At 49.8% G+C, this 24,632-nt stretch carries 19 protein-coding genes and 1 riboswitch; of the genes, 12 read left to right on the forward strand and 7 right to left on the reverse strand.

The features are described 5' to 3' along the window. Positions 1–49 precede the first annotated feature (49 nt). The 5 genes from AC07N2_RS11865 to AC07N2_RS11885 all read left to right on the forward strand — a co-directional run bounded on the left by AC07N2_RS11865 (position 50) and on the right by AC07N2_RS11885 (position 7,690). Positions 50–1,492, forward strand: coding sequence for a Wadjet anti-phage system protein JetA family protein (locus tag AC07N2_RS11865; RefSeq protein ID WP_494778450.1), 1,443 nt, complete (start codon positions 50–52; stop codon positions 1,490–1,492). After that, positions 1,470–2,147, forward strand: a complete 678-nt coding sequence (locus AC07N2_RS11870; RefSeq protein ID WP_494778451.1) for a DUF4194 domain-containing protein — start codon at positions 1,470–1,472, stop codon at positions 2,145–2,147. The genes AC07N2_RS11865 and AC07N2_RS11870 overlap by 23 nt, the downstream gene beginning before the upstream one ends. Then, positions 2,144–5,776 carry an SbcC/MukB-like Walker B domain-containing protein gene (locus tag AC07N2_RS11875; RefSeq protein WP_494778452.1) on the forward strand — a complete coding sequence of 1,211 codons (3,633 nt, stop codon included), beginning with the start codon at positions 2,144–2,146 and terminating at the stop codon, positions 5,774–5,776. The genes AC07N2_RS11870 and AC07N2_RS11875 overlap by 4 nt, the downstream gene beginning before the upstream one ends. Further along, complete coding sequence (locus tag AC07N2_RS11880; protein ID WP_494778453.1) at positions 5,773–6,909, forward strand: Wadjet anti-phage system protein JetD domain-containing protein; 1,137 nt, start codon at positions 5,773–5,775, stop codon at positions 6,907–6,909. Before AC07N2_RS11875 ends, AC07N2_RS11880 begins: the two co-directional genes overlap by 4 nt. A 133-nt stretch (positions 6,910–7,042) precedes the next feature. After that, positions 7,043–7,690: a DUF6988 family protein gene (locus AC07N2_RS11885; RefSeq protein ID WP_494778454.1), complete on the forward strand. Its 648-nt coding sequence runs from the start codon at positions 7,043–7,045 to the stop codon at positions 7,688–7,690. A 266-nt stretch (positions 7,691–7,956) separates the two neighbouring features. Here the strand turns inward: AC07N2_RS11885 and AC07N2_RS11890 are convergent, their stop codons facing one another. Next, positions 7,957–8,613: a hypothetical protein gene (locus AC07N2_RS11890; RefSeq protein ID WP_494778455.1), complete on the reverse strand. Its 657-nt coding sequence runs from the start codon at positions 8,611–8,613 to the stop codon at positions 7,957–7,959. Between the two features lie 246 nt (positions 8,614–8,859). Between AC07N2_RS11890 and AC07N2_RS11895 the strand changes: the two genes are divergently transcribed. Next, positions 8,860–9,384 carry a hypothetical protein gene (locus AC07N2_RS11895; protein ID WP_494778456.1) on the forward strand — a complete coding sequence of 175 codons (525 nt, stop codon included), beginning with the start codon at positions 8,860–8,862 and terminating at the stop codon, positions 9,382–9,384. 759 nt (positions 9,385–10,143) lie between these two features. Here the strand turns inward: AC07N2_RS11895 and AC07N2_RS11900 are convergent. The 5 genes from AC07N2_RS11900 to AC07N2_RS11920 form a co-directional block, all read right to left on the reverse strand. Further along, positions 10,144–10,503, reverse strand: coding sequence for a hypothetical protein (locus AC07N2_RS11900; RefSeq protein WP_494778457.1), 360 nt, complete (start codon positions 10,501–10,503; stop codon positions 10,144–10,146). 348 nt (positions 10,504–10,851) lie between these two features. Further along, positions 10,852–11,160, reverse strand: a complete 309-nt coding sequence (locus AC07N2_RS11905) for a hypothetical protein (protein ID WP_494778458.1) — start codon at positions 11,158–11,160, stop codon at positions 10,852–10,854. A 307-nt stretch (positions 11,161–11,467) separates the two neighbouring features. After that, positions 11,468–13,153: a methyl-accepting chemotaxis protein gene (locus AC07N2_RS11910; protein ID WP_494778459.1), complete on the reverse strand. Its 1,686-nt coding sequence runs from the start codon at positions 13,151–13,153 to the stop codon at positions 11,468–11,470. Positions 13,154–13,554: 401 nt separating this feature from the next. Further along, positions 13,555–14,091, reverse strand: a complete 537-nt coding sequence (locus AC07N2_RS11915) for a hypothetical protein (RefSeq protein ID WP_494778460.1) — start codon at positions 14,089–14,091, stop codon at positions 13,555–13,557. Positions 14,092–14,530: 439 nt separating this feature from the next. Continuing rightward, the gene (locus AC07N2_RS11920; protein WP_083664396.1) at positions 14,531–14,932 is read right to left on the reverse strand and encodes a helix-turn-helix domain-containing protein; all 402 of its coding nucleotides are present in this window, start codon (positions 14,930–14,932) and stop codon (positions 14,531–14,533) included. Between the two features lie 240 nt (positions 14,933–15,172). Here AC07N2_RS11920 and AC07N2_RS11925 point away from each other — a divergent pair, with 240 nt between their 5' ends. From AC07N2_RS11925 to AC07N2_RS11935, 3 genes are all read left to right on the forward strand, one after another. Then, on the forward strand, positions 15,173–15,610 hold the full coding sequence (locus AC07N2_RS11925) for an antitoxin Xre-like helix-turn-helix domain-containing protein (RefSeq protein ID WP_494778461.1): 438 nt from the start codon (positions 15,173–15,175) through the stop codon (positions 15,608–15,610). Beyond that, positions 15,610–16,296 (forward strand): RES family NAD+ phosphorylase, encoded by a 687-nt coding sequence (locus tag AC07N2_RS11930; protein WP_494778462.1) that lies wholly within the window; start codon positions 15,610–15,612, stop codon positions 16,294–16,296. Before AC07N2_RS11925 ends, AC07N2_RS11930 begins: the two co-directional genes overlap by 1 nt. Positions 16,297–16,478: 182 nt before the next feature. Continuing rightward, on the forward strand, positions 16,479–19,133 hold the full coding sequence (locus AC07N2_RS11935) for an autotransporter outer membrane beta-barrel domain-containing protein (protein ID WP_494778463.1): 2,655 nt from the start codon (positions 16,479–16,481) through the stop codon (positions 19,131–19,133). 82 nt (positions 19,134–19,215) lie between these two features. Here AC07N2_RS11935 and AC07N2_RS11940 read toward each other — a convergent pair whose 3' ends face one another. Continuing rightward, on the reverse strand, positions 19,216–19,503 hold the full coding sequence (locus AC07N2_RS11940) for a hypothetical protein (RefSeq protein ID WP_494778464.1): 288 nt from the start codon (positions 19,501–19,503) through the stop codon (positions 19,216–19,218). Between the two features lie 299 nt (positions 19,504–19,802). On the opposite strand from AC07N2_RS11940, the gene AC07N2_RS11945 reads away from it, so the two are divergent. From AC07N2_RS11945 to AC07N2_RS11955, 3 genes are read left to right on the forward strand one after another with little or no spacing between them, the layout of a single operon-like run. Further along, entirely contained in the window at positions 19,803–22,304 is a 2,502-nt protein-coding gene (locus tag AC07N2_RS11945) for an ABC transporter permease (protein WP_494778465.1), read from the forward strand. Between the two features lie 52 nt (positions 22,305–22,356). Beyond that, the gene (locus AC07N2_RS11950; protein WP_494778466.1) at positions 22,357–22,761 is read left to right on the forward strand and encodes a group II truncated hemoglobin; all 405 of its coding nucleotides are present in this window, start codon (positions 22,357–22,359) and stop codon (positions 22,759–22,761) included. A gap of 56 nt (positions 22,762–22,817) precedes the next feature. Beyond that, positions 22,818–24,287: a DNA recombination protein RmuC gene (locus AC07N2_RS11955; RefSeq protein ID WP_494778467.1), complete on the forward strand. Its 1,470-nt coding sequence runs from the start codon at positions 22,818–22,820 to the stop codon at positions 24,285–24,287. Between the two features lie 111 nt (positions 24,288–24,398). Then, a riboswitch (FMN riboswitch) is annotated at positions 24,399–24,573 on the forward strand. The last annotated feature ends 59 nt before the right edge of the window (positions 24,574–24,632 follow it).

The following is a 24,632-nucleotide window of genomic DNA, read 5'->3' on the forward strand; positions in this document are numbered from 1 at the left end:
GGAAAAACTTTAGAATGCTCAATTAATCTGATTGCAATGAGGGTACTTAATGTTCTTTGAGGCAGAACGGCAAAGTTTCTTCCGACCGTTAAATGGTAAGCGGCGTGAGCTCGTGGTCGCCTGCCTTCAGTCACTCTACGAGCGGTTTCACGGCCCAGGAGCCGACTATGCTCAAAATCTAACTCGGGAGGCGCTTCGGGATTTGATTTCGCCCGTCATGCAAGCCAATGCAAACAGCATTGCTCTTGATGCAGATGCACAAGACGACGAGCTCTCACATCTTGATGGTTCAGACGACCAACAGCTTGCCAGCGCATTGATTCGAAGCTTACTCAAAGATGGATGGCTTGAAACCTTCGGGGACCGTGTCGGACTGGTCACGGCCTATAGATTTTCTCGCGCCGGCAAGCTCTTTGCCGAAGCACTTTGGGCGATGGACCGGCCGCGAGCCCGCGCACGCCAACGTAATATGCGTAGTTGTCGCAATGCGCTAGAAGCCACACTAAAAAATGTTGATGCATATGACTTGGTCGACGCATATGACCACGCAGAAAAGGTCATTAGCGACTTGTCTGAGGGGGTGGACTACTTCCAGGAGTTGGTTCGCCGCTTAATGGTCGAAGCCTCAAGCACTCCATGGGACGAATTCATGGAATTCTTGGACCGCTTTGAGAAAGAATTCAAGAAACAACTCACTGCCGATAACGTCGAACGACATCGACATGCCATCCGTGACACGCTCACTAGGCTACGCTGCATCGACGACCTCAAGGCACGAGCATTAGAAAATCAGCTTAACGATACAGCTAGCTGGGCCGCAAAGGAAAAGAACAGTGGCACAACCTTTGACTGGATGCTCGACCGTATTGAAGAGTTGGTGGAAGCTGCATGCTCTACGAAACAACCCGAACTACTAAAGGCAATGAACGGCTATATGCGACGTGCAGCCAGTATCGTGCAACAAGCAATGATGCTGCGCGCAGGGAGTCAGCGTCATGCTTATTCGACCGCAATCGCTATAGTTGCCAATTTAGGTCAAGGTGAACAGGATGAGTTCCTCGAGCGTCTAGGTGTTCACATCGCAGCTTCTGAAGTGCGACTGCTTGACCCTTCCAGCTTCCGATTGCGTACCGCTTCGCAACGACGCAAAGCGCTGACAATTACTGCCTTGCCGAAAGTCACCCGCGACGCGCGATTAAGAGCTGCCTTAGACCGAGCTGCTGCTGCGGCCTTTTCTGTCTCCAATGATGATGTACTTTCATCGTTGCGAGCAGAGCTGCGCCTGCGTGCAAGACCTTTGCGAATTTCGAGTTTGCCTTTCAAGGACGCAACGGATGTTCTGCACGCCATGCAATCAGTAGAAGCTATTCGCTCATCACGTGATGTCGGCATAAAGGTTACGAAACTTCCCACCAAACTTCTGACAGATTTTTACGTTGGAAATGATTATCAAATAGAGTTAAAGACCGATGCTGACAAATCAAATTCATGAGCAACTAACTGCGCAGAACCTGAAGCTTGAACGCTTTCAGGAAATTGTCACGCGCCTTTTAGCCTCAGGCATCGTCGTTCGCGAAGAAGACGGCGTCGAGCAACGGATGTACGACGACGCACGTCGTATAGAGGATTTGCTGAATGAGTGGTTCTCCCTCATGTCCTTCCGCCTGGTTCACGATATTAAAAATGAATTCTTCCGACTCTATGCACCTGGCGCACAAGTTCCGGGCATAGCCGATGCGGACGGCGAGCCTGTAGCTGCCCTGCGCGCAAGACTCTCTCCTGATTTTGTTGCTGCGGCGCTGGCGCTGCGTTTCATGTACCAACAGGGATTGGCGGATGGAGGAGGGAGAGTCACCGATGCCGGCGAGGTATTAATTAGTTTTGAAGAACTTGCAGCCACCATGCAAACTCAGGTTAAACGGAGTCTTCCCGCCACCCCCACTGAACGCAAGAATCTTCTAGCCGAGTTAAAGAAACACCGGCTCATCCAATATGGCAGCCATTTTTCAATGACCGATGAAGACGCGCTTATCGCCGTGCGTCCAACTATTTTAGGCATCATCAGTGATGATGCTCTCGCAATCGCCCTCGAAGCCGAAGGTGTGGACGAAGAAAGCATTGAACAAAAGGCGGAGGAAGCGCAATGAAGCTCGACAAACTTGTCCTCGTCAACTGGGGCTCGCTACGTCCTCAAGAATACGATATGGGTAATATGACCCTATTGACGGGCCCCACCGGCTCGGGCAAGTCGACCATGCTCGACGCGCTACAAACGGTCATGACGGCGGTGTATCAGAACATATTCAGCTACAACCCTGGTCAAGACGAAACGAACCAGTCTTCGCGCAACGGAAAAACCAAACGCACACTTTGGTCTTACATCGTAGGCGCTGAAGATAACTTCTTTGCGCGTCCCGATGGTGCGAACGGTTATATCGCGGCAGTTTTCAAACCAAGCGAAGGAGAAGAAGGACATCCTTTTACGGCTCTCGTTGCAGCAGCTGCGCGTGTTGATGGTTCAGGTGGTCGCCGTCAGGCCGTGCAAGAACGCCTAGTTCTTCTCATTATCGATGACGCGTCCTTAGGACTTGAGGATTTCATTGATGTTCAAAGCGACGAACTGTGCGTCTTCCCTGTCGACAAAATCGATTCCTTGCTGAATCTGAAATATCGCGGACATGTACACAATTACCGCGATACCAAACGCGAATATCTCTGCCAGTTGTACGGCCGGTTTCTGGGGAAAAAGAACGGCATCTCATTTGGTGATGCAGAACAAGCGGCAAAAGCCTGGACGCAAGCAATTGCACACAAGCCTATTGGAAGCATAGACGAGTTAGTAAAAACCCAAATCCTCGACCACGACCCACAACACCTCTTTCAGCGCATCACGCAAATCAGCGGAATGATGCGCCAGATTTCCGGGCTACGCGCCGACGGTGAGCGCTTGAAAGCCAACATTGGTCGCTTAGAACTCATCGCTCATTCCGCCGACCAGTCCACGCATTCCTACCAGTCAGCGCTGCAACACCAACTATTGAGCTCAAAGCGGGCAATGCGCGACGATGAGCACAAGCAGGAAGAAGCTGAAGCTGCCATCAAGGAGTTGGGGGAACGAATCGACGGGGAATCTCGCCGCACAGAATCCTTGAAAGAAGAAAACAAGGCACGCCAAAAAAGTAGAGTGCAGGTGGAGGCCCGTCTGTCCGGCATTCCAGCCGCCGAACAAAAAAATCAGGCCGAGGCAAAACTTGGTCAGGCGAATAAGTTGGCCAAGACTGCACTCGCCACACTTATATCTAGCATTGGTGATGCTGACTTGATGCAAAAAATTGCACGCCAACTTATCGGCCAAGAGTACCCCAGCAACTTGCGCTTGGTTGAAGCCGCAACGCAATTCGTGGCACAAGCCCTCTCCGACTGTGCGAGCCTTGGGTATGCTGTCAATTCTGATGTTCTAAAGCGTCTTCAAGAAGCGTCCGAACTAGACACGCGAGAAGCAATTGGCCTGTGTCGTGCCTTCGAGGGCGCAGACGCAAAATTTGAGGCACTGTACGTGGCTCTAGCAGGAATGGAAAGCGCCAGCTTCGTGTCAGCGCTGCACACGCAGATGGGTTTCGCCAATTCGGCTATCGCCAGTGCCACAAAGCGTGAAGCAGAAGTAGCCGCCCGAAAATCCAATCTTGCCCAAGGTGGCGCGGACTATCCTAATGACATCCGCTATGCACTGAAATTACTTCGTAGCGACTTGGCTGGAGCACGTCCACAAGTTCTGTGCGACCTCATTGAACCGGCGAATTCAGGATGGCAGTCAGCCATCGAAGGCTACATGGGCGGTGCACGCTTTAACTTCGTCGTCGACCAAGAGTGGGAATCTCGCACCATCAATTTTTTGCGCGAAAAAAACTTGAGGGGTAATATTATTCAAGGCTCCCTGTGTTTGAAACATGCCAAGGAAGAGCTACTGTCATCTGAATCGATTATTCATGAGCTGACTACCGAACACCCCATTGCACGAGCTTATTTAGTCGAACAATTCGGTACCGTAGTGAAAGTACCGGATGCTGAAACCTTGCGCCACACTCCGCGTGGCTTAACGAAAGATGGCAAAGGTAGTGGTGGACGCACGATGTTCACAACCGACGTACGTGAACTGGTATTTGGTAAGGAAGCTAAACGCCTTGCGCGAGAACGAGCTGAAAAAGAACACGCTGAGGCTGAGGCAGAACTTGTCACACTGAAAGGCCAATTAAGCACGCTACAAAGTCTGTTAGGAACGGTTGGTCGTGTGAAGATGCCGACCTTCACGGCTGCCGCAGAAGAGCTTGAAAGTTCTGCTCGTGAAATCGAGCTGGCCAAAGCTGACCTGTCTCGTCTAGATTTGACCGAAGTGAAGGAACTACAAGCGCAAAGCGAGTCTCTTTCACTAGAAATCAACACTATCGATATACAAATCGGAGAAATCAACAAGCGTGTTGGCGGCTACGAACAAAATATAATCCAGCACAACAACGACCTCACTAAACTGAAAGCCTTGCGTGATGCCAAGCAGGCTAAGGTTCGTGACGACACGATTCGCCTGCAGAACCTTGCAATGGTCAACGGTAGCTTGTCTTTCACTGGTCTAGAAGCGGAAGTAGATGCATTGCTGCTTGCTGCATCTCCAACTAACAGTGAAATTCAAGCCCGAATCAATAAGGGAATGCAGGACGCGCTTAGCCATCTTGGTGACATGAGGGAAGCACTGGCTGACTACAACACGCACGCGCGCAACGATGAACGTTTCGATGCCCACTTTGGTGCCGAGGTTCGCAATGAGGACTTCGGTCCTATCTATGCCCAGCTGGTAGTCTTACAAGAGAAGGTACGAGACCAGCTCGTATCGCAACGCGAAATAGGCATGGTGAAGAATGTGGAGCAGCTCCGCACATCGGAATCATCCTTCAAGGATGTCTTTACCAAACAGTTTTGCTTTGAAATTCGCAATCTTGTAGATGGCGGCATCAAGACACTGCGTATGCTCAATCAAGAGCTTTCGCAATTGGAGTTCGGTGACGACAAATTCAGGATTGACTGGTCAGAGTGGGTACCCGAATACAAGGAATACTATGACTTTTTTACAGCCGCCTATGACATGAGCGACTCTAACGAGTCCGTTGACCTGTTTGGTAAGGACGAGTTGAGTCCTGATAATTGCCGTGTACGTGACAGCTTAGTTGCGTTGCTCTTGTCAGACGACCATGAGCGCGCGCAAAAGGAATTGCAGCGCATCTCCGACTACCGAAATTTCCGTCGTTACGAAATCTGGAAAGAATCCAAGGGGGGCGCAAAGGTAGCTCTTTCCGAGTGGGGCACCGGTTCTGGTGGCCAATTGGAAACGCCTGCTTACATCATCCGTGCAGCGGTAGTGACCAATCGCTTGAAGCACTTTGATAAAGGCATGAACCTAAAAATGATGGTGAATGACGAGTCCTTCTCCAAGATGGATGAACGCCGTGCGCATGACGTCATCTCATTCATCCGCGATAGTCTTGGCATGCAATTAATTTGCGCTATGCCGACCAAGCACGCCGGCGCGCTGAAGTCGGAGTTCACCAAGGAATGGAGTTTCACTCGCACAGATGCCGAAAGTAATGGCGAAGTCGTCTTCGTGTCGGAGGCAGATGAGCGCGACCTTAATCCAGACACGCTCAGAACACTCTGGGATGCACGCCGCGAGCAGGTGCGGCTACAAGCTCAAATAGAGTTCGAGGAAGACGAACTTAAGCGCGCATGAGCATGACTTATTGGCTCAAACATCCAGGCGTACAACAACTTCTTCAGACTTTGATTGACAGGATAGATGACGCGCAAGCACAGGGGAAAATCCTCGTGCGTGGCATCCCGCTTGATACCAAGACATTCCCCGCCCTTTACAAAGCAAAACTTGAGCTGGAGAAAGAGGAGCTCTGGGGTTATGTCGATAATTTGGTCAAGACGGGCTGGCTATCCCTGCAACTCGACCGCGGCAAGGGCCATCAAGCAGGTTATGAACGGCGACCCCGGGTAAAAATCATCGATGAGACTTCGGTCAGAGTAGCCGCCGGTCGGCCAACGCGTATTAAGCCCGCTTCGGAGCTATGGAAAGAGGCAGTACACGGTTTTCTTCAAGGAACTGAAGCCACTCGGGAAACTGTTGCGAGGTACCGTCTAGAGATTCCGGGAAAGCCTGCTGTTGATATCGTAAATCGCCTGAATCTACTTGAAACTCTGAGAGATGAGCCACTATTACTGCGCGAAGTAGCCTCTCGTCTATTCTGGGGTGCATCCAAGGTGCTGGATAAGCGCGGTGCGCTTGTTGCCGCGATTCTTGAGTTGGATGAGTGCCCGTTCCCGGAGATGCCTGTTCATTTACAGGTTTATTTGCCTGAAGGCGGTTTTGAGGGCGTGCTCTTTATCGAAAATCTAACCACGTTCGAGCAAGCTGTTCGCATGAAACAGAAAAGGTTTGAACGATTAGCCCTCATCTACGCATCTGGGTTCAAGGGGAGCGCGCGCCGGCTGAGAACAGATGGTGGCTCATCTGTATTTTTTGCCGAGTGGGGTACGCTTGAGCCGATGGCTCGCCAGAAATTCCTATCCTGGCTTCGCTCGGATAATGAGATGCTGTGCTGGTTCTGGGGAGATTTAGACTATGCCGGAATGGATATTCTTCGCACTTTGCGTCAATCCTTTCCGAACGCCGAAGCTTGGCAACTAGGTTACGGCGCGATGCTTACCGAGCTCACAACCGGTGGTGGACACCAACCTGATGAGGCGGGTAAGGGGGGGCAGAAAAAAGTGCTGTTAACAGGTTGCTCCTATGCTGACCATGCGCTCCTACCAGCCATCCACAGCACTGGCCGTTTCGTCGACCAAGAAGTTGCTTAGCTGTGAATATGGCTTTGTGTTGAACCACACTGTCGTAACCAGGTAGAGAAGTTCTAACGCTGATTGCCGCTGCCATTGTGGTCCAAGTACCACGTTAATCTTTACCTTATCCAATTGATATTGGATTACTTTGATGACCGAAGATAAATTTTCTGCTTTGCTTGAACGTTCATTTCACTTTCAGCAGACTGTCCAGGAGCACGTCGTCGCAATGTCGCCTGCGCCCGAAGCACGCTACGAAGTCGCGTTTCAATCAAATCTATTATCTTTGGAACATGGATTTAGCGCGCTGATTCTTTTAGACCAAGGTTTGTATTCCTCGGCGTTTTCGTTGCTGCGGCCACAATATGAAAGCTTAGTGCGTGGCATGTGGTTGCTTTATGCTGCGTCTGCCATCGATGTGGACAAACTTACGCAGCCATTGACTGGTGTAAGCGCGCAGCAGGCAGCTAATCGGTGCTTGAGCATCTCGGAAATGTTGGACAGACTGGAAAGCTCAGCTGAAGCGTCGACGCAATTGATTCAACAACTCAAAGAATTTAAGGATGTCGCCGGCAAGGCACTGAACGACTTTACGCATGGAGGATTCCATGCGCTCTCGCGGAGTTCATTTGGCTACCCAGTTCAGCTCACATATGATGTGATTCGCAATTCAAATGCGGTTGTAGCAATTAGCGCGCAACTTGCATCGATATTGTCCGGCTACGCGGAGAACATGGTGCCCGTCAGACGTATGCATGAAGACTTTGTTGATTGCCTTCCAATCCTCAAACAAACTTAGCAAAACATATGTCCTGTAATTAGTCTGGATGTATTTCTATCAAAAAGGGATTCCCTCTCCGCCGGTGTGTGGTTCGCATATCAAACGCCGACTCTTTTTAGTGGATGAACATTCGTAGCTTCAGCCCATCGAACATTGGATTTTCGAATTAAAGGCCGCTATCGGCCAAAAGCGGACATTCAAAATCACTGCCACATATTCATGGCATATCCACATAAAGGATTCAGCATTAAGGGAAGAGACAAAAAATGCGACTTGATAGGAATTCACGGCCTTAAAGTCGAATACACCCATTGCGAACTACCCTTTCTAGTACAAAGGTCATGAGGCTGCAAAGCTACTGACTCACCCTTGATATTGACTCGTCCAAGATGCAATCTCCATTGCGCATCCGGTCTCGGAGGCTTGGTATCAAACTTAATGTAGACACGTCCGTATAGGGAGTTGCCTGATTTGTTACTTAATTGGATTTCGTCGGAGTTGATGTTGACCATTCCAGTACTAATCCACCTGCCTGGTTTCGCATGGTCACGCTGGTCCGCAAAGTAAATTCCTGGCGCAGCCTTGATTACAGTCCCATCATCGGCTTCTATAAACGCATGCTCTGTTGAGTACAACATTGGGACGGCCTCGGCCCCGTCATACCATCGCATACCGTAGCCATCGCGGTTTCGATAATAGTATTTTCGGTCTTTGTTAAACGCGACAATCCGAACCCAAAACACCTCAGCATCGATGGGCTCATCCCCATTAGTAATTTCAGGTGAAAATAAAAATTCGGTCTTCTTTCCGTCAACTTCGGATGTAAAAAATCGGTTCGGAGCCGAGCAGGTATACACATGTTCTTTCACCGTGTGTTTTGCGATGCAACCACTAAGAAGAATGGGAGTGATGAGGATGCTACAGAATTTTGTTGGATTCATACGTTGGATACTGAATTGTCGTCGTGATGAGATGAGATAGCACTGTCGAAACAAGTGGGAGAATTTAATATCGACATACAATTTTCACACTCCCATATTTATGGGATATTCGTCATTATTCTCTTCGGCAATACTACGTTCCCAATATGACAAGCATCCTATCCATTACCAATGCCGAGGACGTCGCATTAGCTTGTCTTGAGTTTTACTCTCCATTTTACTTTTCACAGCCAATGAAAGTGGTCAATGAATAACGTTAAGTTCTTGGGTCTTTTGCTTGTCTTTACACACATTAATATTTCTAACGCTGCGTCACTTTCACAAGATGAACTTCAATTGTTTGAGGACATAAATTGTACTGTTGCTGTTGCAAGTGAGTTTGGGCACCAAATCGGAGACATGCGTGCATTTTTAGGAGTCGCAAGGGGATGTATCACATTAGCGCAAGTGGAAAAATTCGGAGCTGCTGACGCTCATTCAGTGAATTGCCGTTCAATATTAGAAAGAGCTCGCAGTGCTATTAATGGAAGAGCGATTCCTGTTGACGAGCAGGCGATAACAGATATGTGTTTACATACCATCCGTTCCAAAGCACCTGAACGCTCATTACAAGCACAAGCTGCTGAGACATATATCGAGAAAGTATCTGGAAACTCCATTTCTAGAGTTCAGTTTTGTCGTTCGCAAGGATGGATACCTCCCGCATCGGGAAAGCAATGCGTCGCATTTTATAACTACCTCGCGAGCGAGTCTCCAAATAAAAAACAATAGGCAATGCACCAAAAATGACAGACCTTATCTCCGGAGTTCGCGCTGTGCTTTTAGGCGGTCTCTGCGCAATTGGAATTAGTTGCTTCTGCGGTTCAATACTTGCTGGGGTATGGCTGCGTGTGGCCATGTGGAATGGAGCAAGTCTCCAAGAAGTGTATGCAACACTCATGGCTAGTTGGGGTTCGCCATACTCGTGGCTTGGGCTGATGCCGCAGGCTGTTGCGACAGCAATTGGAGGCTACATCGCTGCACGAGGTGGCGATAAGCCTGTTCGATATGCAGTGCTTTCAAGTTTGGTATATCTGTCTTTCGTCGGCACCATGTACATCAACCCGTCTAGCCAGGTGGCACCCTTTTGGTACTTGCTCATTTCCCTTGTTATCCCAGTTTTCTCGGCCGCTCTTGGGGGTGTTTTGTATGCGCGCAAGAGCTAATTATCTACAACGCACTCAGTCCGCATATTGAAAGAATTAAACGGCTACGTGGAAACGCCGTCTCTTCCGAAATATTCAAGCTAATTTTTGAGCATTAGCGATGTCCGCTTTGGGTCGGAAGCGGGCGATGAAAGTCTATCGACTCTCTTTTTCCATCCTCTTAGTCGGTCATCGCAAATACAATGCCAGTATCATGAGTGAAATGAATAGGATTCCACCTACCACTATAAATTTGGTAAGGCAGCCCATCAACTTATGGCGGTTTTCTTGGACATCAAGGTAGGCCCAGATTTTATCGAGCATGTGTAACTCCTCAAACGAGCCATCAACGGCTATCTAAGTCCGCAGTTTTCGCGCAGCGGTGAGCTAAATGCTCCATCCAGACAGAGTCAGTAACATCTATCCATGTTTCAAGTGAATGTATATACGCCCATTGTTCCCAGACATACGATGCATCTGAGTTATGTCCCGGGTCACCATTGAGCAAATAAAGACGGCCGGATTTTGTCGTTGCTTGTAACGTTTTAAGTTCAAGATTGATGACGGGGGAGCTCACTCTTCCCTCGCAGTTTTCAATGCAGTAACCTATGAGATGACGGTCACCATCGTGTAATTCTAAGATGCGCCATTCAGTAAGGTTGATTGCACCTTGCTCAGTTATCGGACGTGTTGGCCATATAGGCATTTTCTTCTCCTTGTAAGTTCGCTATTCGAAATAGTGGCTCTCTCTTAGGTGAGGAATCACAATCACAATTAAAATTTTAGCGAGCAAACAGGGCGGTAAGTATGGTGAGACAAAGATAAAATCTAGGAGTGCAACAAAGGTGTTTTTCTTTTGGACGCGATATGTTTTATTAGTCAACGATGGGTCAATTTATACTTTATATCGCTCATGCAGAACGTTTAAAGCTCCTACGTAGAGCAGACAACTTATGCTTTATTTCGCGGACGGGAAGTGGCTAACGGCACACAAGGGTTGGTTAGGATTTCTCGGTAGTTACTACGCTCCCGCTTATAAAAGCGCTTATGCGAGCTAATCGACTTTAAATGAATAGGGAACGCGTGGTGCTTCGAAGACAGCCCCGTTTTTCATGATTAAAGAAATAGAATTTGCCACGCCGGACGCATTCGCGTGCGAGTACACCCAGACCTGTCGCTGACCTTGCGCTGTGACCGCATAAGGTTTCCCTATTTTTTCGATTACTTCCTCTTCCGTCATGCCGGGCTTAATGCTGCGTGCCTGATCCCAATTGAAGGTGGTTCCAGCGCTAGCACAGGCTGAAAAAAGGATAGGGGCCAAGGCAGCTATGGCTATAGTTTTCCAATCTGTATTTCGTGACATACAAACTTCCTCGCTCAAAACATTTGTCTTCATCGGCAAGTATACATGCGCAAATTTTAGACTTATTGAATCTGGAAAATTTGCGTAAGTTGTTTCTCGTGCATATGAAAACTTACTTCGCTGGTTGTCGTTTGGCCTCAAAGAATAAATTTCATTGCCCGAAAAAGAACCTGACTTAGGTTGGGTACATGCCAAAAAAATCCCGCCGAGATTGCTCCGGGCGGGAAATGCTTACAGCTATTTGTACGACCTAGTCAGATAATGACCCTGGCCGCTCTTGTTAATCCGAAACCGATTTGAATTGTGTTCAATCGATACCGGTTGCCGATGCGACGACAGCAAGGTGACGCGGTGCCGAGACTGCGCGTTTGATGCTCGATAGTTTGGAGGCAAGTGCTGGCCTGACGGAGGTTGAGCGCGTCACTATTTCCTGCTGCTCCACTTGTGTTGTTGCGCCGTCGATTTTGAAGACGCTGACGGTTTGCTCAAGTTTAACCGCTTGGTCCTTGAGCGAACCTGCGGCTGCGGCAGCTTCCTCTACCAATGCTGCATTCTGTTGCGTGACGTGATCCATTTGCGCGATAGCCTGATTGACTTGTTCGATGCCGGCGCTTTGTTCCTGGCTGGCGGCCATGATCTCGGCCATGATGTCTGTCACGCGTTTAACACTATCGACGACTTCTGTCATGGTGGAACCGGCTTGCACTACCAATTTGCTGCCGGTATCGACTCTTCCGACAGAATCATCAATCAATGTCTTGATTTCTTTTGCTGCTGCTGCGGAACGTTGTGCCAGGTTACGCACTTCGCTTGCAACAACTGCAAAGCCGCGACCTTGTTCACCCGCACGGGCAGCTTCTACAGCCGCATTCAATGCCAGGATATTGGTCTGGAATGCGATGCCGTCGATGACGCCGATGATGTCGGTAATCTTCTTCGCGGAGTCATTGATGCCATTCATCGTGACGACGACTTCGCTAACAACTTGACCGCCTTTGACGGCAATTTCCGACGCAGACAAGGACAGGCTGTTGGCTTGGCGTGCATTGTCTGCATTTTGTTTGACAGTCGAAGTCAGTTCTTCCATCGAAGAAGCAGTTTCTTCCAGTGAGCTGGCTTGTTCTTCAGTGCGCGAAGAAAGATCCATATTGCCGCTGGCGATTTGATTGGAGGCTGTGGCCATCGTTGCTGTGCCGCTGCGTACTTCATCGACGATGCCGATCAGACTTTGATTCATTTCTTTCAGTGCTTGCAGTAATTGACCAGTTTCGTCTTTGGATTTAACTTCTATTTTGCTGGTCAGATCGCCACTGGCAACAGTCTGTGCGACTTTGACGGCTTGATTGAGCGGACGTGTAATCGCACGGCTAATAAGAATGCCAAGGCCAATGCTCAAGAGGAGAGCGACAGCTGAGATCGCGACAATGATGGTGATGGATTGTCGGGCAGCTTGATTTGCTTCCTCACTTTTTGCATCAACGACTTGTTGCATGGATTTAACGACGGTACCGATGTCGGCGACGATTTGTCTACGCAAAGGGCTGCATTCGTTGACGAGAAATTTACCGAACTCTTCCATCTGTTCCGCTTCGCGGAATTTACGTGGACGTTTGAGTTCTTCGGCCATTGATAGCAAGCCTTTGCTGACTTTTTCGAAATCAGCATTGCCTTTGAACAGCGGTGTCATTTTGCTCAAGGCATCGAGATAAATGGCCTTTTGCTCATCCAGAATATCCAGCTCTTTCATCGCATCGGCTTTGTCCGTGAATATATATGCATTACGCGCTGCAAGCCCGGTTTGACCGAGTGCTTCGCGCGCAGTGTAGAGACGTTCTAGCTGTTGTGTGCGGATGTCGTTTTGGGTGGCTATGACGCCGTCGATCTGGTTGATTCGCAGTAAGGAGAACACGGCGATCAACAGTGTGAGCAGTGCGGTGATGCCAAATCCAAGGCTTAGTTTGGTTCCTACCTTCATGTTTGCAAACATCGTCATCTCCCAAATTACTTCGTTGAAGTGCTAGGTCGAGTTGCGGTTCCAGTGCTGAACGCGTTTGTTAAAAAAGGTGATCCAAAAGGGCAAAAATGTATGGTGCTCTGCGGAAATTTTAGTGACGCTACCATGCAAATTAAAAATAAACGCTCCCATGAATATGAGATTTTTTAACCTTTTGATGCTTATTTGCGACGATTTTGTCGATAAATAAGGCTAATTGAAACAAAGATAATAATTTTAGATGTGTGCTTGATAAAAAATTTAACAAACTTCTCACGTGCAAAGATATGAGGGGTATTGCTAGTGATATGTCAGGAACGGCTCGTGCGTTTTATGCTGATGGCAGCGCACGAGCGGTTTTTTGAGGAGGGATGTACTGTGGTTCTATCTGCCACCTGTGTTTATGCCAAATATCTGATCTTGTGCAGATATGTATAAAGTTGTTGGCGTTGCGCAGTATTGAGCCTCAGGCATTCGCCGTTGACTGCGATGGTGAGTTCGCCATCGGAAAATAAACCTGCGATTACGGGTGCTGAATACGAGGAGCTTGGCTCAGTCTCATGATGCATCTCGTTGCATGCGTGTTCGTTCTCTGTGTTGCGAAATCCGCCAGCTAATGCGTGTGTGTTGGAGGAGATCAAGATCAATGCTTTTCCCTGTGAAGGTAGGGCCGATGTCTGATCGTCTGCAAAGGCGTTGCCATTACCTACTTTTTGAAAAGCCGTGGCTTCATTACTACCCACAGCTACGAAACGTTCGTCTAAGGGCGTGCCGGGTAAGGCGAAATACAAGCGCCCGGTTTTATCTTTTATCTTGATGATGGCGGAGTGCGCTAAGGCACGCAGTAATAGCGCATTGACTGCTGTGCTCGCTCTTTGTACGACCTTGCCTAATTCATGTGCTGTCATTGGACCGTTAAGCATTGCGCTGATGGCCATTGCGACTTTGCTGCCTGGACGTGGGGAGTACGGTGGTATTTGTCTTCTCATGCTGTGCCTTCTGTCAGTGAGGTGCTGCCATTAATGCGATGAGGGTTTTCGCAATGCCGATCAGGTTTTATAAAACTTCATTTGAGTAGATAAAGTCTTTTGATTGCATGTATTGCGGTGACATTGCGGACTTAAGCTAATAACAACAATACATAAACTATATGAGAATGAATCGCACTGTCAATACGTGAATGGTTAGATATTGTGTCTTTTGCTTATGAGGCTGGAGATGTCATTTACATATTGAATATGTAGAGGTGAATATCTGAGCATTTCTATCCGCCCAGATATTTTGTGCATGGCATCTTGTGGGATGCAGCTTGACGGGATGGTAACGAGGAGTTGTTCGGAGCATTAGGCCGAATGCCAGATTTTTCCAGTGTATGGATTAATCGGATTCGTTTTTTGGTACGGGTTCGGCAATCGTGTCGATGATTTTGATGGCCTGATTCAATTTGTACTCGGGCATTTGCTGCATCAACTTGACGGCATGCGCTATGCGTTTGTCCAAGACAGGATAGATTTTGGATTGCGGTTCATGCGGCGTGATGTTCTCGATAGCGTCGAAATTTTCGCCTTCGTTAAGCCAGGAAAAGGACACCTTGCATGCTCTTGCAAGCTTTTTGATGGTTTCTGTTTCTGGTCCTTTGGCACCGACACCTTTTAGAATTCGGCTGATGGTTGCCTGTGGGACGCCGGAAATACGCGCCAGTTCGCTTTGCGATTTTATTCTTGCGGCATTCATTGCCTGATCAAGGCGGTTTCCAATAGTCATGGAAAGACTATACATACGCGCATAAACATGATCAAAGTTGAAACCATTTGTGTATCGATAATATTATCCATTCGCGTATTGTTGGTCGCGCTTGGTGTAAATAAGGCGGTTGTTATCTGGGTTTGTAGGGTGTTGTTGGCAGGTACTGATTCGATTGTGAGTTAATACTTTATTGATCTCACAATTGGTGAGGAAGTTGCATCAAACTTGATTTTCCGTAAGTGGAGTATATTATATCCATAAATGGAGGGATATATGAGTGCCGCATACGCTTATCCAAAAAGCCGATTCGAACCAGCCGGACTAGTTGACCTGAATGCGAAATCAGAACGGGAGAGATTGTCTCGTTCTGCGTTAAAGGGCTTCTTCCGGCTTGCGGAAGCGTGGAAGCTTCGCGACGAAGATGCGCGCGAACTTTTGGGTGGCTTATCCAGCAGTGCATTCTATGAATGGAAAAAGAATCCTGATCGTGTATTAGAGGTTGACCGCATTACGCGCATTTCCTATCTGATTGGTATCTATAAGGCACTCCACATTCTGTACGGCGATAAGTTGGCGGATGAATGGATCAGCTTGCCGAACAAGAATGTCATTTTCTCCGGTCAGTCACCACTGGCTTATATGCAGGCAGGTGGTTTGCTTGCCATGCAAATTGTCCGCAAATTATTGGATGCGCGGCGCGGAGGTTTGTAATGGCAGGACCGCCGCTTGTGCAATTGCGTCAGTTCGACACTTGTCGTTTAATTCCTTCCCGTTTTGTTGATAAAGAAGATTCTGTGCTTGTGCCGCTTGCTGATAATGCCAAGCACCTGGCAGATATTTTCGAACTCGACAATGCAACCAATGAGCGTTTGATTGCAGAGCATGGTCGTGCGACTGGTATCGGCGTAGATGAGTTGGTATTTGGCGTGCCACATTTCCGCATGATCAATGCGGCGTTCACGTATGCGCGTCCAGAAGGAAGCCGCTTTAATAACGATGAGCGTGGCGCGTGGTATTGCGGTTTCGATATAGAAACGTCTCTGGATGAAATCATCTTCCATAAAACGGTCGAGTATTACGAGATCGATCGCTTCGACGATAGCGTGCGTTATCAAACCTTATTGGCAGATTTCAATAGCGAATTCCATGATCTGCGCAGTGCCAGTCGCTATGCAAAATGCCTGACGCCGAATAGCTATGTTGCTTCGCAGAAGCTGGCTGCGCAATTACTGGAAGAGGGTTCGTTGGGCATCATCTATCCTAGCGTGCGACATGCAGGTGGAACGAATCTCGCCTGCTTTCGTCCCGCCTTGGTAGGTAATGTAAGGCGCGGTACAGCGTACGAACTTGTGTGGTCAGGAACGCCGCATCCGACGGTTCGCGCAATTTCTTCTTAGTGTTGTTGCGACGGCGATTGCTCATCAGCACATCTCATGAATACGTTAAATATCCTTGCCATGTCGATGTATTTTTTGATGATATCTAGTCAATGAATTGTTAATTACCTATACTGGTGCACATGTTTTAAATCTGGGTTTTAACTCTTGCTAGCGAGAAAATATTGAAGATATTTTTAGCCATGCGATACCAGTTCGCAACCAGCAATTCTCAGCGTTATTCCCGACGCGCCTTGTATATCGCATTAGGCTTGATTGGTTTGACTACAAGCAATGTCTGGGCCGATTGTGACAATACCGCACCGACGTCCGGCACCACCGTTACTTGTACGGCTTCAGTCGGTACCGCCACCAGCGTCATCGCTGCGCCTGATAGCAGCGCGGTCACCGTCAATTCTTCGGGCAATATTTCATTTACCCGCATAGGCATACAAGTCATTAGCGACAGCAATATTACGAATACCGGCACGATCAACACGGCTGCCGGTCCGGGCAGTGGCCTGAGGGCCGCGATCTCGGTATTGCGTAACAACAATACGATTACCAATAATGGCCTGATTGCAGTCACGGGGCCCAGCATTTACGGCATTTCTGTCGGTACTTCAGCCGCCGGTGGTGGAGGTGTCGGCAACATTATCGTCAACAGTACAACTGGCCAGATCACTACGCTGAACAGCGGCTCGGATGCGATCCATGTGGTGGGCGGCAATAATACGATCACGAATGATGGCACTATCACCACCAGCGGTTCTTCGTCGACGGCTGTTTACGCACAAGGCAATGCCAACAGCTTTACCAATAATGGCACCATCAATGTAGCGGGTAATGGCTCTGACGGCGTCTTCATGAATACGGTGAGCTCGACCTTCACATCAAGCATCACCAATACCGGCAGCATTACCAGCGCGAACTCGTATGCGATACGCGGCCTGAACGGCAGCGATACGGTGATCAATTCCGGTTACCTGGAAGGGCATGGCGGGACGGCCAATGACACCGCCATCATCCTCGGCAATAGCCTGAATAATTCGCTTATATTGCGCACCGGCTCACAGATTGTCGGTGCGGCTGACGGCGGACGCGGCAACAGCAATGTTTATCTGGAAGGTTCGGGCCTGGTCGATAGCGCCTTTCGCAATTTCAATACGCTGACCATGCGTGGTGTGGCGTGGAACTGGACTACGGACGCGACCTTTAATAACACCACCATCCAGACCGGTACTCTGACGCTGGATAGCGTATTGACCAGCCCGGTGTACATCGATACTGCAGGGATACTGGCGACTACCGGTGGCACTACGACGGTTGCCAGTAGCGCTGCTGGAGCCGCGCCCGGGACAGTGGTTGGCGTGTTGTCCGGCATCGGTAGCGTCGCGGGCAATCTGATGAATGGTGGGACTGTACATCCGGGCGCTGGCGATGGCACCGGGGCGCTGACGATCAACGGCGATTACACCAACCTGAGTTCAGGCACGCTGGCGATAGACCTTACACCGACCTCTGCTGGGAAATTGGTTGTCGGTGGTGCTGCCAATATTCAAGGTGGGCAGGTTACCGCAAATTTTTTGCCAGGGAACTACGATAACTTTCAGCAGCAAGAGATTATCCATTGCCAAACCAATGGTTGCGTGACGGGGGCTTTTACCGCTTATACACCATCTGCATTTGTGGATACGAGTGTATTTAATGCTGGTGCCGGTGGTAACAGCAGCGTGGTCATCGGCTATCAGCGCAACAGTGTCGACTTTGCCGATGTCGCTACGACACCTAATGACAAGGCACTAGCTGCATCGCTCGATGCCAATGCCAAGGCCGGTGGCATGACAAATACGGTTGATCAACTGGTCACGATGTCGGCAGCGCAGGCGCAAAGTGCTTTCAGTAGTTTGGGCGGTGGTGATGTGCATGCGACGCTTGCTGGCTTGAATATGCGACAAGGCGATATATTTGCGCGCGCACTGACACAGCGCTTATCCGGCCGCTTACCGCGTGATACCGAGCGTGATTCAGCCTTGTGGGCACGGCCTTATTACACCAGCGGTCGGGTCGATAGTGATGTTGTGGCCAGCGCGAGTTACAGCGTCAATGGTTTGGCTGCTGGTATGGATCGCTGGATCAACAGCGATTGGCTGTTTGGTGCTGGAGTGGATGTCTCGCAGATGCGCAGCAACTTCTCAGCCTATGACGCATATGCCAAAACGGACGCTTATCAAGTCGGTCTGTACAGCAGCTATCAACATGATCGTTTTTATCTGGATGGCATAGCCAGTATTGGTTGGCAAAAAAATACCGTCAATCGCAGTATCAATTTCAATAATGTTGTCTCACAGGCGAATGCAGATTACACGGGACGGCACATCAATCTCTATGTCGAAACCGGTTATCAACTGCCTTTATCTACAGGTTTGATATTGAAACCCTTGGCCTCGCTGAGCTACGTTCGACAACGTGAACCAGGTTTTGTGGAAAATGGCGCTGGTGAAATTGGTTTGAATGGCGAGAGTGCGACAACGCAAAGTTTGCGCTCTGGTTTAGGTGCGACATTAACGAAAGATTTTGCTCTCAGCAGCGGTGTGCTGACAGTGGAAGGCAAGGCGCGTTGGTTGCATGAATTTGAAGATCGCACGCCACAGTTCCAAGCTGCTTTTATTGGCGATGTGACCGGTCAACGTTTCACTGTTCAGGGCGCGCAAGGCTGGCGTGATGCGGCGCTCTTGGGTGTTAATCTTGTTTATGCTCAGGCTGCGAATATGCATGTCTACCTTAGCTACGATGCGACAGTGGCGAAGAGAGATACGGCACATACCATCACAGCTGGATTGCGTTATGCATGGTGATCTGTGGTGGAAGTGAAGCAGGCTAGGATTTCAAATCAAGACTGAAGGTTTGCGGTGATGAAAAGGATCTGACCGATTCCTTTTATTCACTTTCTTGCTTCATCGCTTTCGTGACATTTTTTCTGTTCAATATTTCTCCCCATGATTCGATGCGGTAAATGTCACCGAATTTGTGGATAGTCATGCCGTACTGTTCACGCAACTTGTCTACTTGCTGCTCTATCGTACTTTTATCTATGCCGGTCAGATCGTCGATTGCGGTTGGGGTGGGGCGTTCAAGCAGGTCTATTGCTGCAGCGAGGACAAACAATCTGCGCGCATCATCAATAGGATATTGCGGCACGCCGAATTTATTTTTGAGCAGAGTCATGTGATGATCCTTTGCCATCGTCCTTGCATCATGCGAAGAGAGCCGAGCGTAACGATGTCTTTAATATAGTACCGACTCACTTTTCTGGCAAAAATTCCTCTTTCATTTCGTCAATATTCCTTGTCTGAGCAGTCCACCACTCGAATAGCATTTTTACGTTAGTCTTATGCTGCTCGGAAATACTCGCTTGTCTATCTTGCTTGAGTTCGAGTTCTCGCATATTTGTGTCTTTATTATTGCCGAGTAGCTATGCCAGATAAGGCGGATGCATACGGTTTTTTCAGAAAGCGCTGGATTTCATGTTTGTGCAATCTCTTCGTATGACGCAGCGCGATTGGCGCGCGGGTGAACTTCGCTTCTTGCTGGTTTCGCTGATTATTGCCGTGGCGGCATTGTCTTCGGTCGGCTTCTTTGTCGATCGCATGCGCGCAGGTTTGAATCGCGATGCACATCAATTACTCGGTGCCGATCTGATTATTCGCGCGGACGAGCCAATTGCTGCGTCCTTGCGCGGCGAAGCAGAAAAGCGTGGCTTGCAACTGGCAGACACCACTGTTTTCCCCAGTATGGCGATTGCCGGAGAGGGTGAGCAGGCCGTATCCAAGTTGGCCTCCATCAAGGCGGTAAGCGATGGCTATCCCTTGCGTGGAAAAGTGAAAGTTGCTGATGCGCCGATTGGCGAAGGCGCGGTGACGAATGCCATTCCTGCTGCCGGTACGGTGTGGGTTGACGCGGGCATTCTGGAAAATCTGAATATTGCAGTCGGCAGTCCATTGAAGTTGGGCGACAAGGTTTTCACGATAGCCAAGGTACTCACGTTTGAACCTGATCGTGGCGCGAGTTTCATGAATTTTGCGCCACGTGTGATGCTGGCGGAAAGCGACCTTGCAGCGACTAATTTGGTGCAAAACGGATCGCGTGTCAGTTATCGCTTGCTGGTAGCCGGTAAGGCCAGCGATGTGAATGACCTTGATAAATTAGTGCAAAACCAGATCGAGACGCAGAACCTCAAAGGTATCCGCACAGAATCGCTGGAATCGGGGCGTCCGGAAATGCGCGCGACGCTGGAACGTGCCGAACAATTTTTGTCGCTGGTTGGCTTGCTGTCGGCCATGCTGGCAGCGGTTGCCGTAGCGATGGCGGCGCGTCGCTTCATGCTGCGTCATGTGGATGCTTGCGCGATGTTGCGCTGCCTGGGTATGACGCAGAACCAAGTGACTGGTTTGTATCTGCTGGAATTCCTGATAGTGGGTGTGATAGGCAGTGCCATAGGTGCGACGATTGGATTCGCGGCGCATTTTGTGTTGATCGAATGGTTGGGCAAGTTGGTTACGAATGAGTTGCCAGCAGCATCGTTCTTGCCCGCACTGCAAGGCGTGGTGACAGGATTGCTACTATTGATCGGCTTTGCAGTACCGCCAATTCTGCAATTGCGTAATGTGCCGCATAACCGTGTGATTCGACGCGAGCAGGATATGCCGCAGCCGATCACGATAGCCACTTACGCTTTGGGCTTGTTGACGTTTATCGGATTGCTGTTGTGGCAGGCTGGTAATGTGAAGCTCGGCCTGCTGACGGCAGCCGGTTTTCTCGGTGGCTTGGCTGGATTTGCAGTGATTAGCTGGTTGGCACTGAAGTCTTTGCAGTCGCTGCGTGGTGCGATCAATCATCCGAGTTGGCGCTTTGCCGTGACAGCTTTGCAGCGTCGTCCTGGTGCGACTGTTGTGCAAGTTGTGGCGCTTGCCTTGGGCTTGATGGCTTTGTTGCTGCTGACCGTGATACGCGGTGATCTGGTGTCTGCATGGCGTAACGCCACGCCACCCGATGCGCCGAATCGTTTCGTCATCAATATTCAACCGGAACAGAAGGCACAGATCGAAGCGCGTCTGAAACAAAACAATATCGTCGGTAATCATTTGTACCCAATGATTCGTGGCCGCTTACTGGCGATCAACGGCACACCTATCACGGGAGAAAGCTTCATCGAAGATCGCGCCAAGCGATTAGTCGATAGAGAATTCAATCTGTCGACGATGAAGGATATTCCTGAGCAAAATGAAATCACCGCTGGCCGCTGGTACGACAACAGCAAACCGGAAGCATCGGTGGAAGAAGGCTTGGCCAAGACATTGAACTTGAAGCTGGGCGATCATTTGAAATTCGATATCGCTGGCGAAACCGTCGATGTGCCCATCACCAGTTTGCGCAAGCTGGAGTGGGGTTCCATGCGGGTTAATTTCTTTGTCATCATCAATCCGGCAGCGATGACGGATATGCCGCAAACCTGGATCACGGCTTTCCATTTGCCGGCAACAAATACTGGTCTGGAAAATCAACTGACGCGCGATTTCCCGAATCTGACGGTAGTGGATATCGGCAGCGTCGTGAAGCAGATTCAGGATGTGGTTGATCAAGTGGTGACGGCGGTTGAATTTCTGTTCATGTTCACATTGGCATCCGGCATGCTGGTTCTGTATGCAGCGCTGGCCAGTTCGCAGGATGAGCGTACGCGTGAAGCAGGCTTATTGCGGGCATTGGGCGCAACGCGCAAGCAATTGTCGCAATCGCAATGGATAGAGTTCACGCTGGTTGGTGGTTTGGCAGGTTTGCTGGCGGCAACAGGTGCGACGGCCGTCGGTTGGGGGCTGGCGCATTTCGTTTTCGATTTCGAATGGATATTCAGCCCTGTTGTCTGGTTGGCAGGTTTTGGCATAGGCGCAGCATGTGCCTTTATCGGTGGTTGGGTTGGTTTGCGTCATGTACTCAATCAACCGCCGTTACAGACCCTGCGCGAGGCTTGATTTTGCTTGTGTAGCCTGTCGTGCTGTATAGCGATGCGGTATCATGCAGGCTATGACTACTGAACAAGAAACTCAACAAGCAAGCATCTATGAATTGATCGGCGGCGATGCCAAAGTGCGCGGGCTGGTTGATCGATTTTATGATTTGATGGATCTGGAGCCAGACTTTGCCGGCATACGCGCGATGCATCCGACTACGCTGGATGGCTCACGCGACAAGCTGTACTGGTTCCTCTCCGGCTGGACCGGCGGTCCAGATATGTTTGTCGAACGCTTTGGCCACCCGCGCTTGCGCGCGCGCCATTTGCCATATGCCATCGCAACAAGTGAGCGCGATCAATGGTTGCGCTGCATGCAAGCAGCGATGGAAGATGTCGGCATCGACGCATCATTGCAAACACGTTTGCAACAGGCGTTTTACGACACCGCAGACTGGATGCGTAATACCCGCGATTAAATTCTCCTGCTGTTGCGGTTTCCCACACATTACTCTGTTCGAACAAGGCTTCATCCATGACACAAGTGCATTTCATTATTCTGCTGCTGGTTGCCGCAGTCATCATCGTGTTGCAGGTGGTGGCTTTGTTGCGCGCACGCGGCACGGATATCGCACCGCAATTGATGCAGTTGCAGAATGACTTGCAACGTCATCAGCAGCAAGGCAGTGAACGTATAGAGCGTGAATTGCGCGAGCAGGTGCAATCGACTGCGCAAGCAACACGGCAGGAATTGGGCAGCAACTTCACGCAGTTTCAGCAGGCCTTGGCAACGCAATTGACCAGCGTTGCAACGATGCAGAACAACCAGATTGATTCCTTTGCACAGCAACTCGCAAAGCTGAATGAAGCGAACGCGCAGCAGTTGGAAGCCATGCGTCAGGCGATTACCTTGCAGGCGCAAACCGGACGTGAAGAGCAGGCGACTGCACTCAAGCATTTTGGCGATACCTTGAATCAGACGTTGACTGCGCTGACGGAGTCCAATGCACAACGCATGGCTGAAGTGCGCGCGACGCTGGAAGCGAAGATCAAGGATCTGCAAACCGATAACGGTGCGCGTCTCGAAGAAATGCGCAAGACCGTCGATGAGAAATTGCATGCGACGCTGGAGCAGCGCTTGGGTGAATCGTTCAAGCTGGTTTCTGATCGTCTGGAAAAAGTCCATCAAGGCCTGGGCGAGATGCAGCAGCTGGCTATCGGTGTCGGTGACCTCAAACGCGTGCTGACCAACGTCAAGACACGCGGCACATGGGGCGAAGTGCAACTTGAGATGCTGCTGGAACAGGTATTGACGCCAGATCAGTATGCAAAGAATGTCGAGACAGTTCCGGGTACTGGCGAACGAGTTGAGTTTGCGATCAAGCTGCCGGGCACCGACGATGGACAGACGCCGATCTGGATGCCTATCGATGCGAAATTCCCGAAAGAGCAATACGAACGTCTGGCGGAAGCAGCCGATAAAGCCGATGCCGATGGTGTGGCCTTGGCGGGGCGCGAACTGGAACGGGTAGTGCGTTTCGAAGCGAAAAAAATCGCAGAGAAATATTTGTCTCCACCACTGACGACAGATTTTGCTATCTTGTTCTTGCCGACTGAGGGCCTGTATGCGGAGGTCATGCGTCGTCCTGGTTTAGCTGACGATCTGCAACGCACGCATCGTGTCAGCATTGCCGGCCCATCGACTTTGTCGGCATTGTTGAATAGCTTGCAAATGGGCTTCCGTACCTTGGCATTGGAAAAACGTTCGTCGGAAGTCTGGCAAGTATTGGGCGCAGTGAAAACGGAGTTTGGTAAATTCGGCGATGTGCTTGCTGCAACCAAAGCGACGCTGGAGCGTGCAGCCAAGAATATCGAACAGGCCGAGACCAGAAGCCGTCAGATGACGCGCAAATTGAAATCTGTAGAGGCATTGCCTAGCGAAGCCGCGCAACAGCTCCTAGGCGTTGATTTGCCTTTAGGCGATCTGCTGGACGATAAAGAATAACAAGGAATAGCAAATTCTGCCGTCGCCAGCAGCCTTTTTTAAATCATGATAAATTCACGACTACTGATGAAATGAATTGCTGAAGTTTTTCAGTCATTCGTTTCATCAGTTTTACGTTCTCGGGGCGGGGTGAGATTCCCCACCGGCGGTAATTACGTTTAGGCGTATAGCCCGCGAGCGCTTGAAGAAGTTCTCCATCTGCTTTCTGCAGATGCCTTCGACAAGGTCAGCAGACTCGGTGTGATCCCGAGGCCGACGGTCATAGTCCGGATGATAGAGAGCGGAATGACTTTTCACGCACGGTAACGTGCGCTTTGCCATTCCTGTACGCCCTGTTTTTCAATT

This window comes from Herminiimonas sp. GW821-FHT09C12 (assembly GCF_059416385.1).

Bases quoted from the DNA above. Each gene is read 5' to 3' on its own strand.
- AC07N2_RS11865 (WP_494778450.1), top strand. From the start codon at position 50: ATGTTCTTTGAGGCAGAACGGCAAAGTTTCTTCCGACCGTTAAATGGT.
- AC07N2_RS11915 (WP_494778460.1), bottom strand. From the start codon at position 14,091: ATGGCCATCAGCGCAATGCTTAACGGTCCAATGACAGCACATGAATTA.
- AC07N2_RS11880 (WP_494778453.1), top strand. From the start codon at position 5,773: ATGAGCATGACTTATTGGCTCAAACATCCAGGCGTACAACAACTTCTT.
- AC07N2_RS11920 (WP_083664396.1), bottom strand. From the start codon at position 14,932: ATGTATAGTCTTTCCATGACTATTGGAAACCGCCTTGATCAGGCAATG.
- AC07N2_RS11895 (WP_494778456.1), top strand. From the start codon at position 8,860: ATGAATAACGTTAAGTTCTTGGGTCTTTTGCTTGTCTTTACACACATT.
- AC07N2_RS11875 (WP_494778452.1), top strand. From the start codon at position 2,144: ATGAAGCTCGACAAACTTGTCCTCGTCAACTGGGGCTCGCTACGTCCT.
- AC07N2_RS11930 (WP_494778462.1), top strand. From the start codon at position 15,610: ATGGCAGGACCGCCGCTTGTGCAATTGCGTCAGTTCGACACTTGTCGT.
- AC07N2_RS11950 (WP_494778466.1), top strand. From the start codon at position 22,357: ATGACTACTGAACAAGAAACTCAACAAGCAAGCATCTATGAATTGATC.
- AC07N2_RS11925 (WP_494778461.1), top strand. From the start codon at position 15,173: ATGAGTGCCGCATACGCTTATCCAAAAAGCCGATTCGAACCAGCCGGA.
- AC07N2_RS11900 (WP_494778457.1), bottom strand. From the start codon at position 10,503: ATGCCTATATGGCCAACACGTCCGATAACTGAGCAAGGTGCAATCAAC.
- AC07N2_RS11945 (WP_494778465.1), top strand. From the start codon at position 19,803: ATGTTTGTGCAATCTCTTCGTATGACGCAGCGCGATTGGCGCGCGGGT.
- AC07N2_RS11955 (WP_494778467.1), top strand. From the start codon at position 22,818: ATGACACAAGTGCATTTCATTATTCTGCTGCTGGTTGCCGCAGTCATC.
- AC07N2_RS11905 (WP_494778458.1), bottom strand. From the start codon at position 11,160: ATGTCACGAAATACAGATTGGAAAACTATAGCCATAGCTGCCTTGGCC.
- AC07N2_RS11940 (WP_494778464.1), bottom strand. From the start codon at position 19,503: ATGACTCTGCTCAAAAATAAATTCGGCGTGCCGCAATATCCTATTGAT.
- AC07N2_RS11935 (WP_494778463.1), top strand. From the start codon at position 16,479: ATGCGATACCAGTTCGCAACCAGCAATTCTCAGCGTTATTCCCGACGC.
- AC07N2_RS11910 (WP_494778459.1), bottom strand. From the start codon at position 13,153: ATGACGATGTTTGCAAACATGAAGGTAGGAACCAAACTAAGCCTTGGA.
- AC07N2_RS11890 (WP_494778455.1), bottom strand. From the start codon at position 8,613: ATGAATCCAACAAAATTCTGTAGCATCCTCATCACTCCCATTCTTCTT.
- AC07N2_RS11885 (WP_494778454.1), top strand. From the start codon at position 7,043: ATGACCGAAGATAAATTTTCTGCTTTGCTTGAACGTTCATTTCACTTT.
- AC07N2_RS11870 (WP_494778451.1), top strand. From the start codon at position 1,470: ATGCTGACAAATCAAATTCATGAGCAACTAACTGCGCAGAACCTGAAG.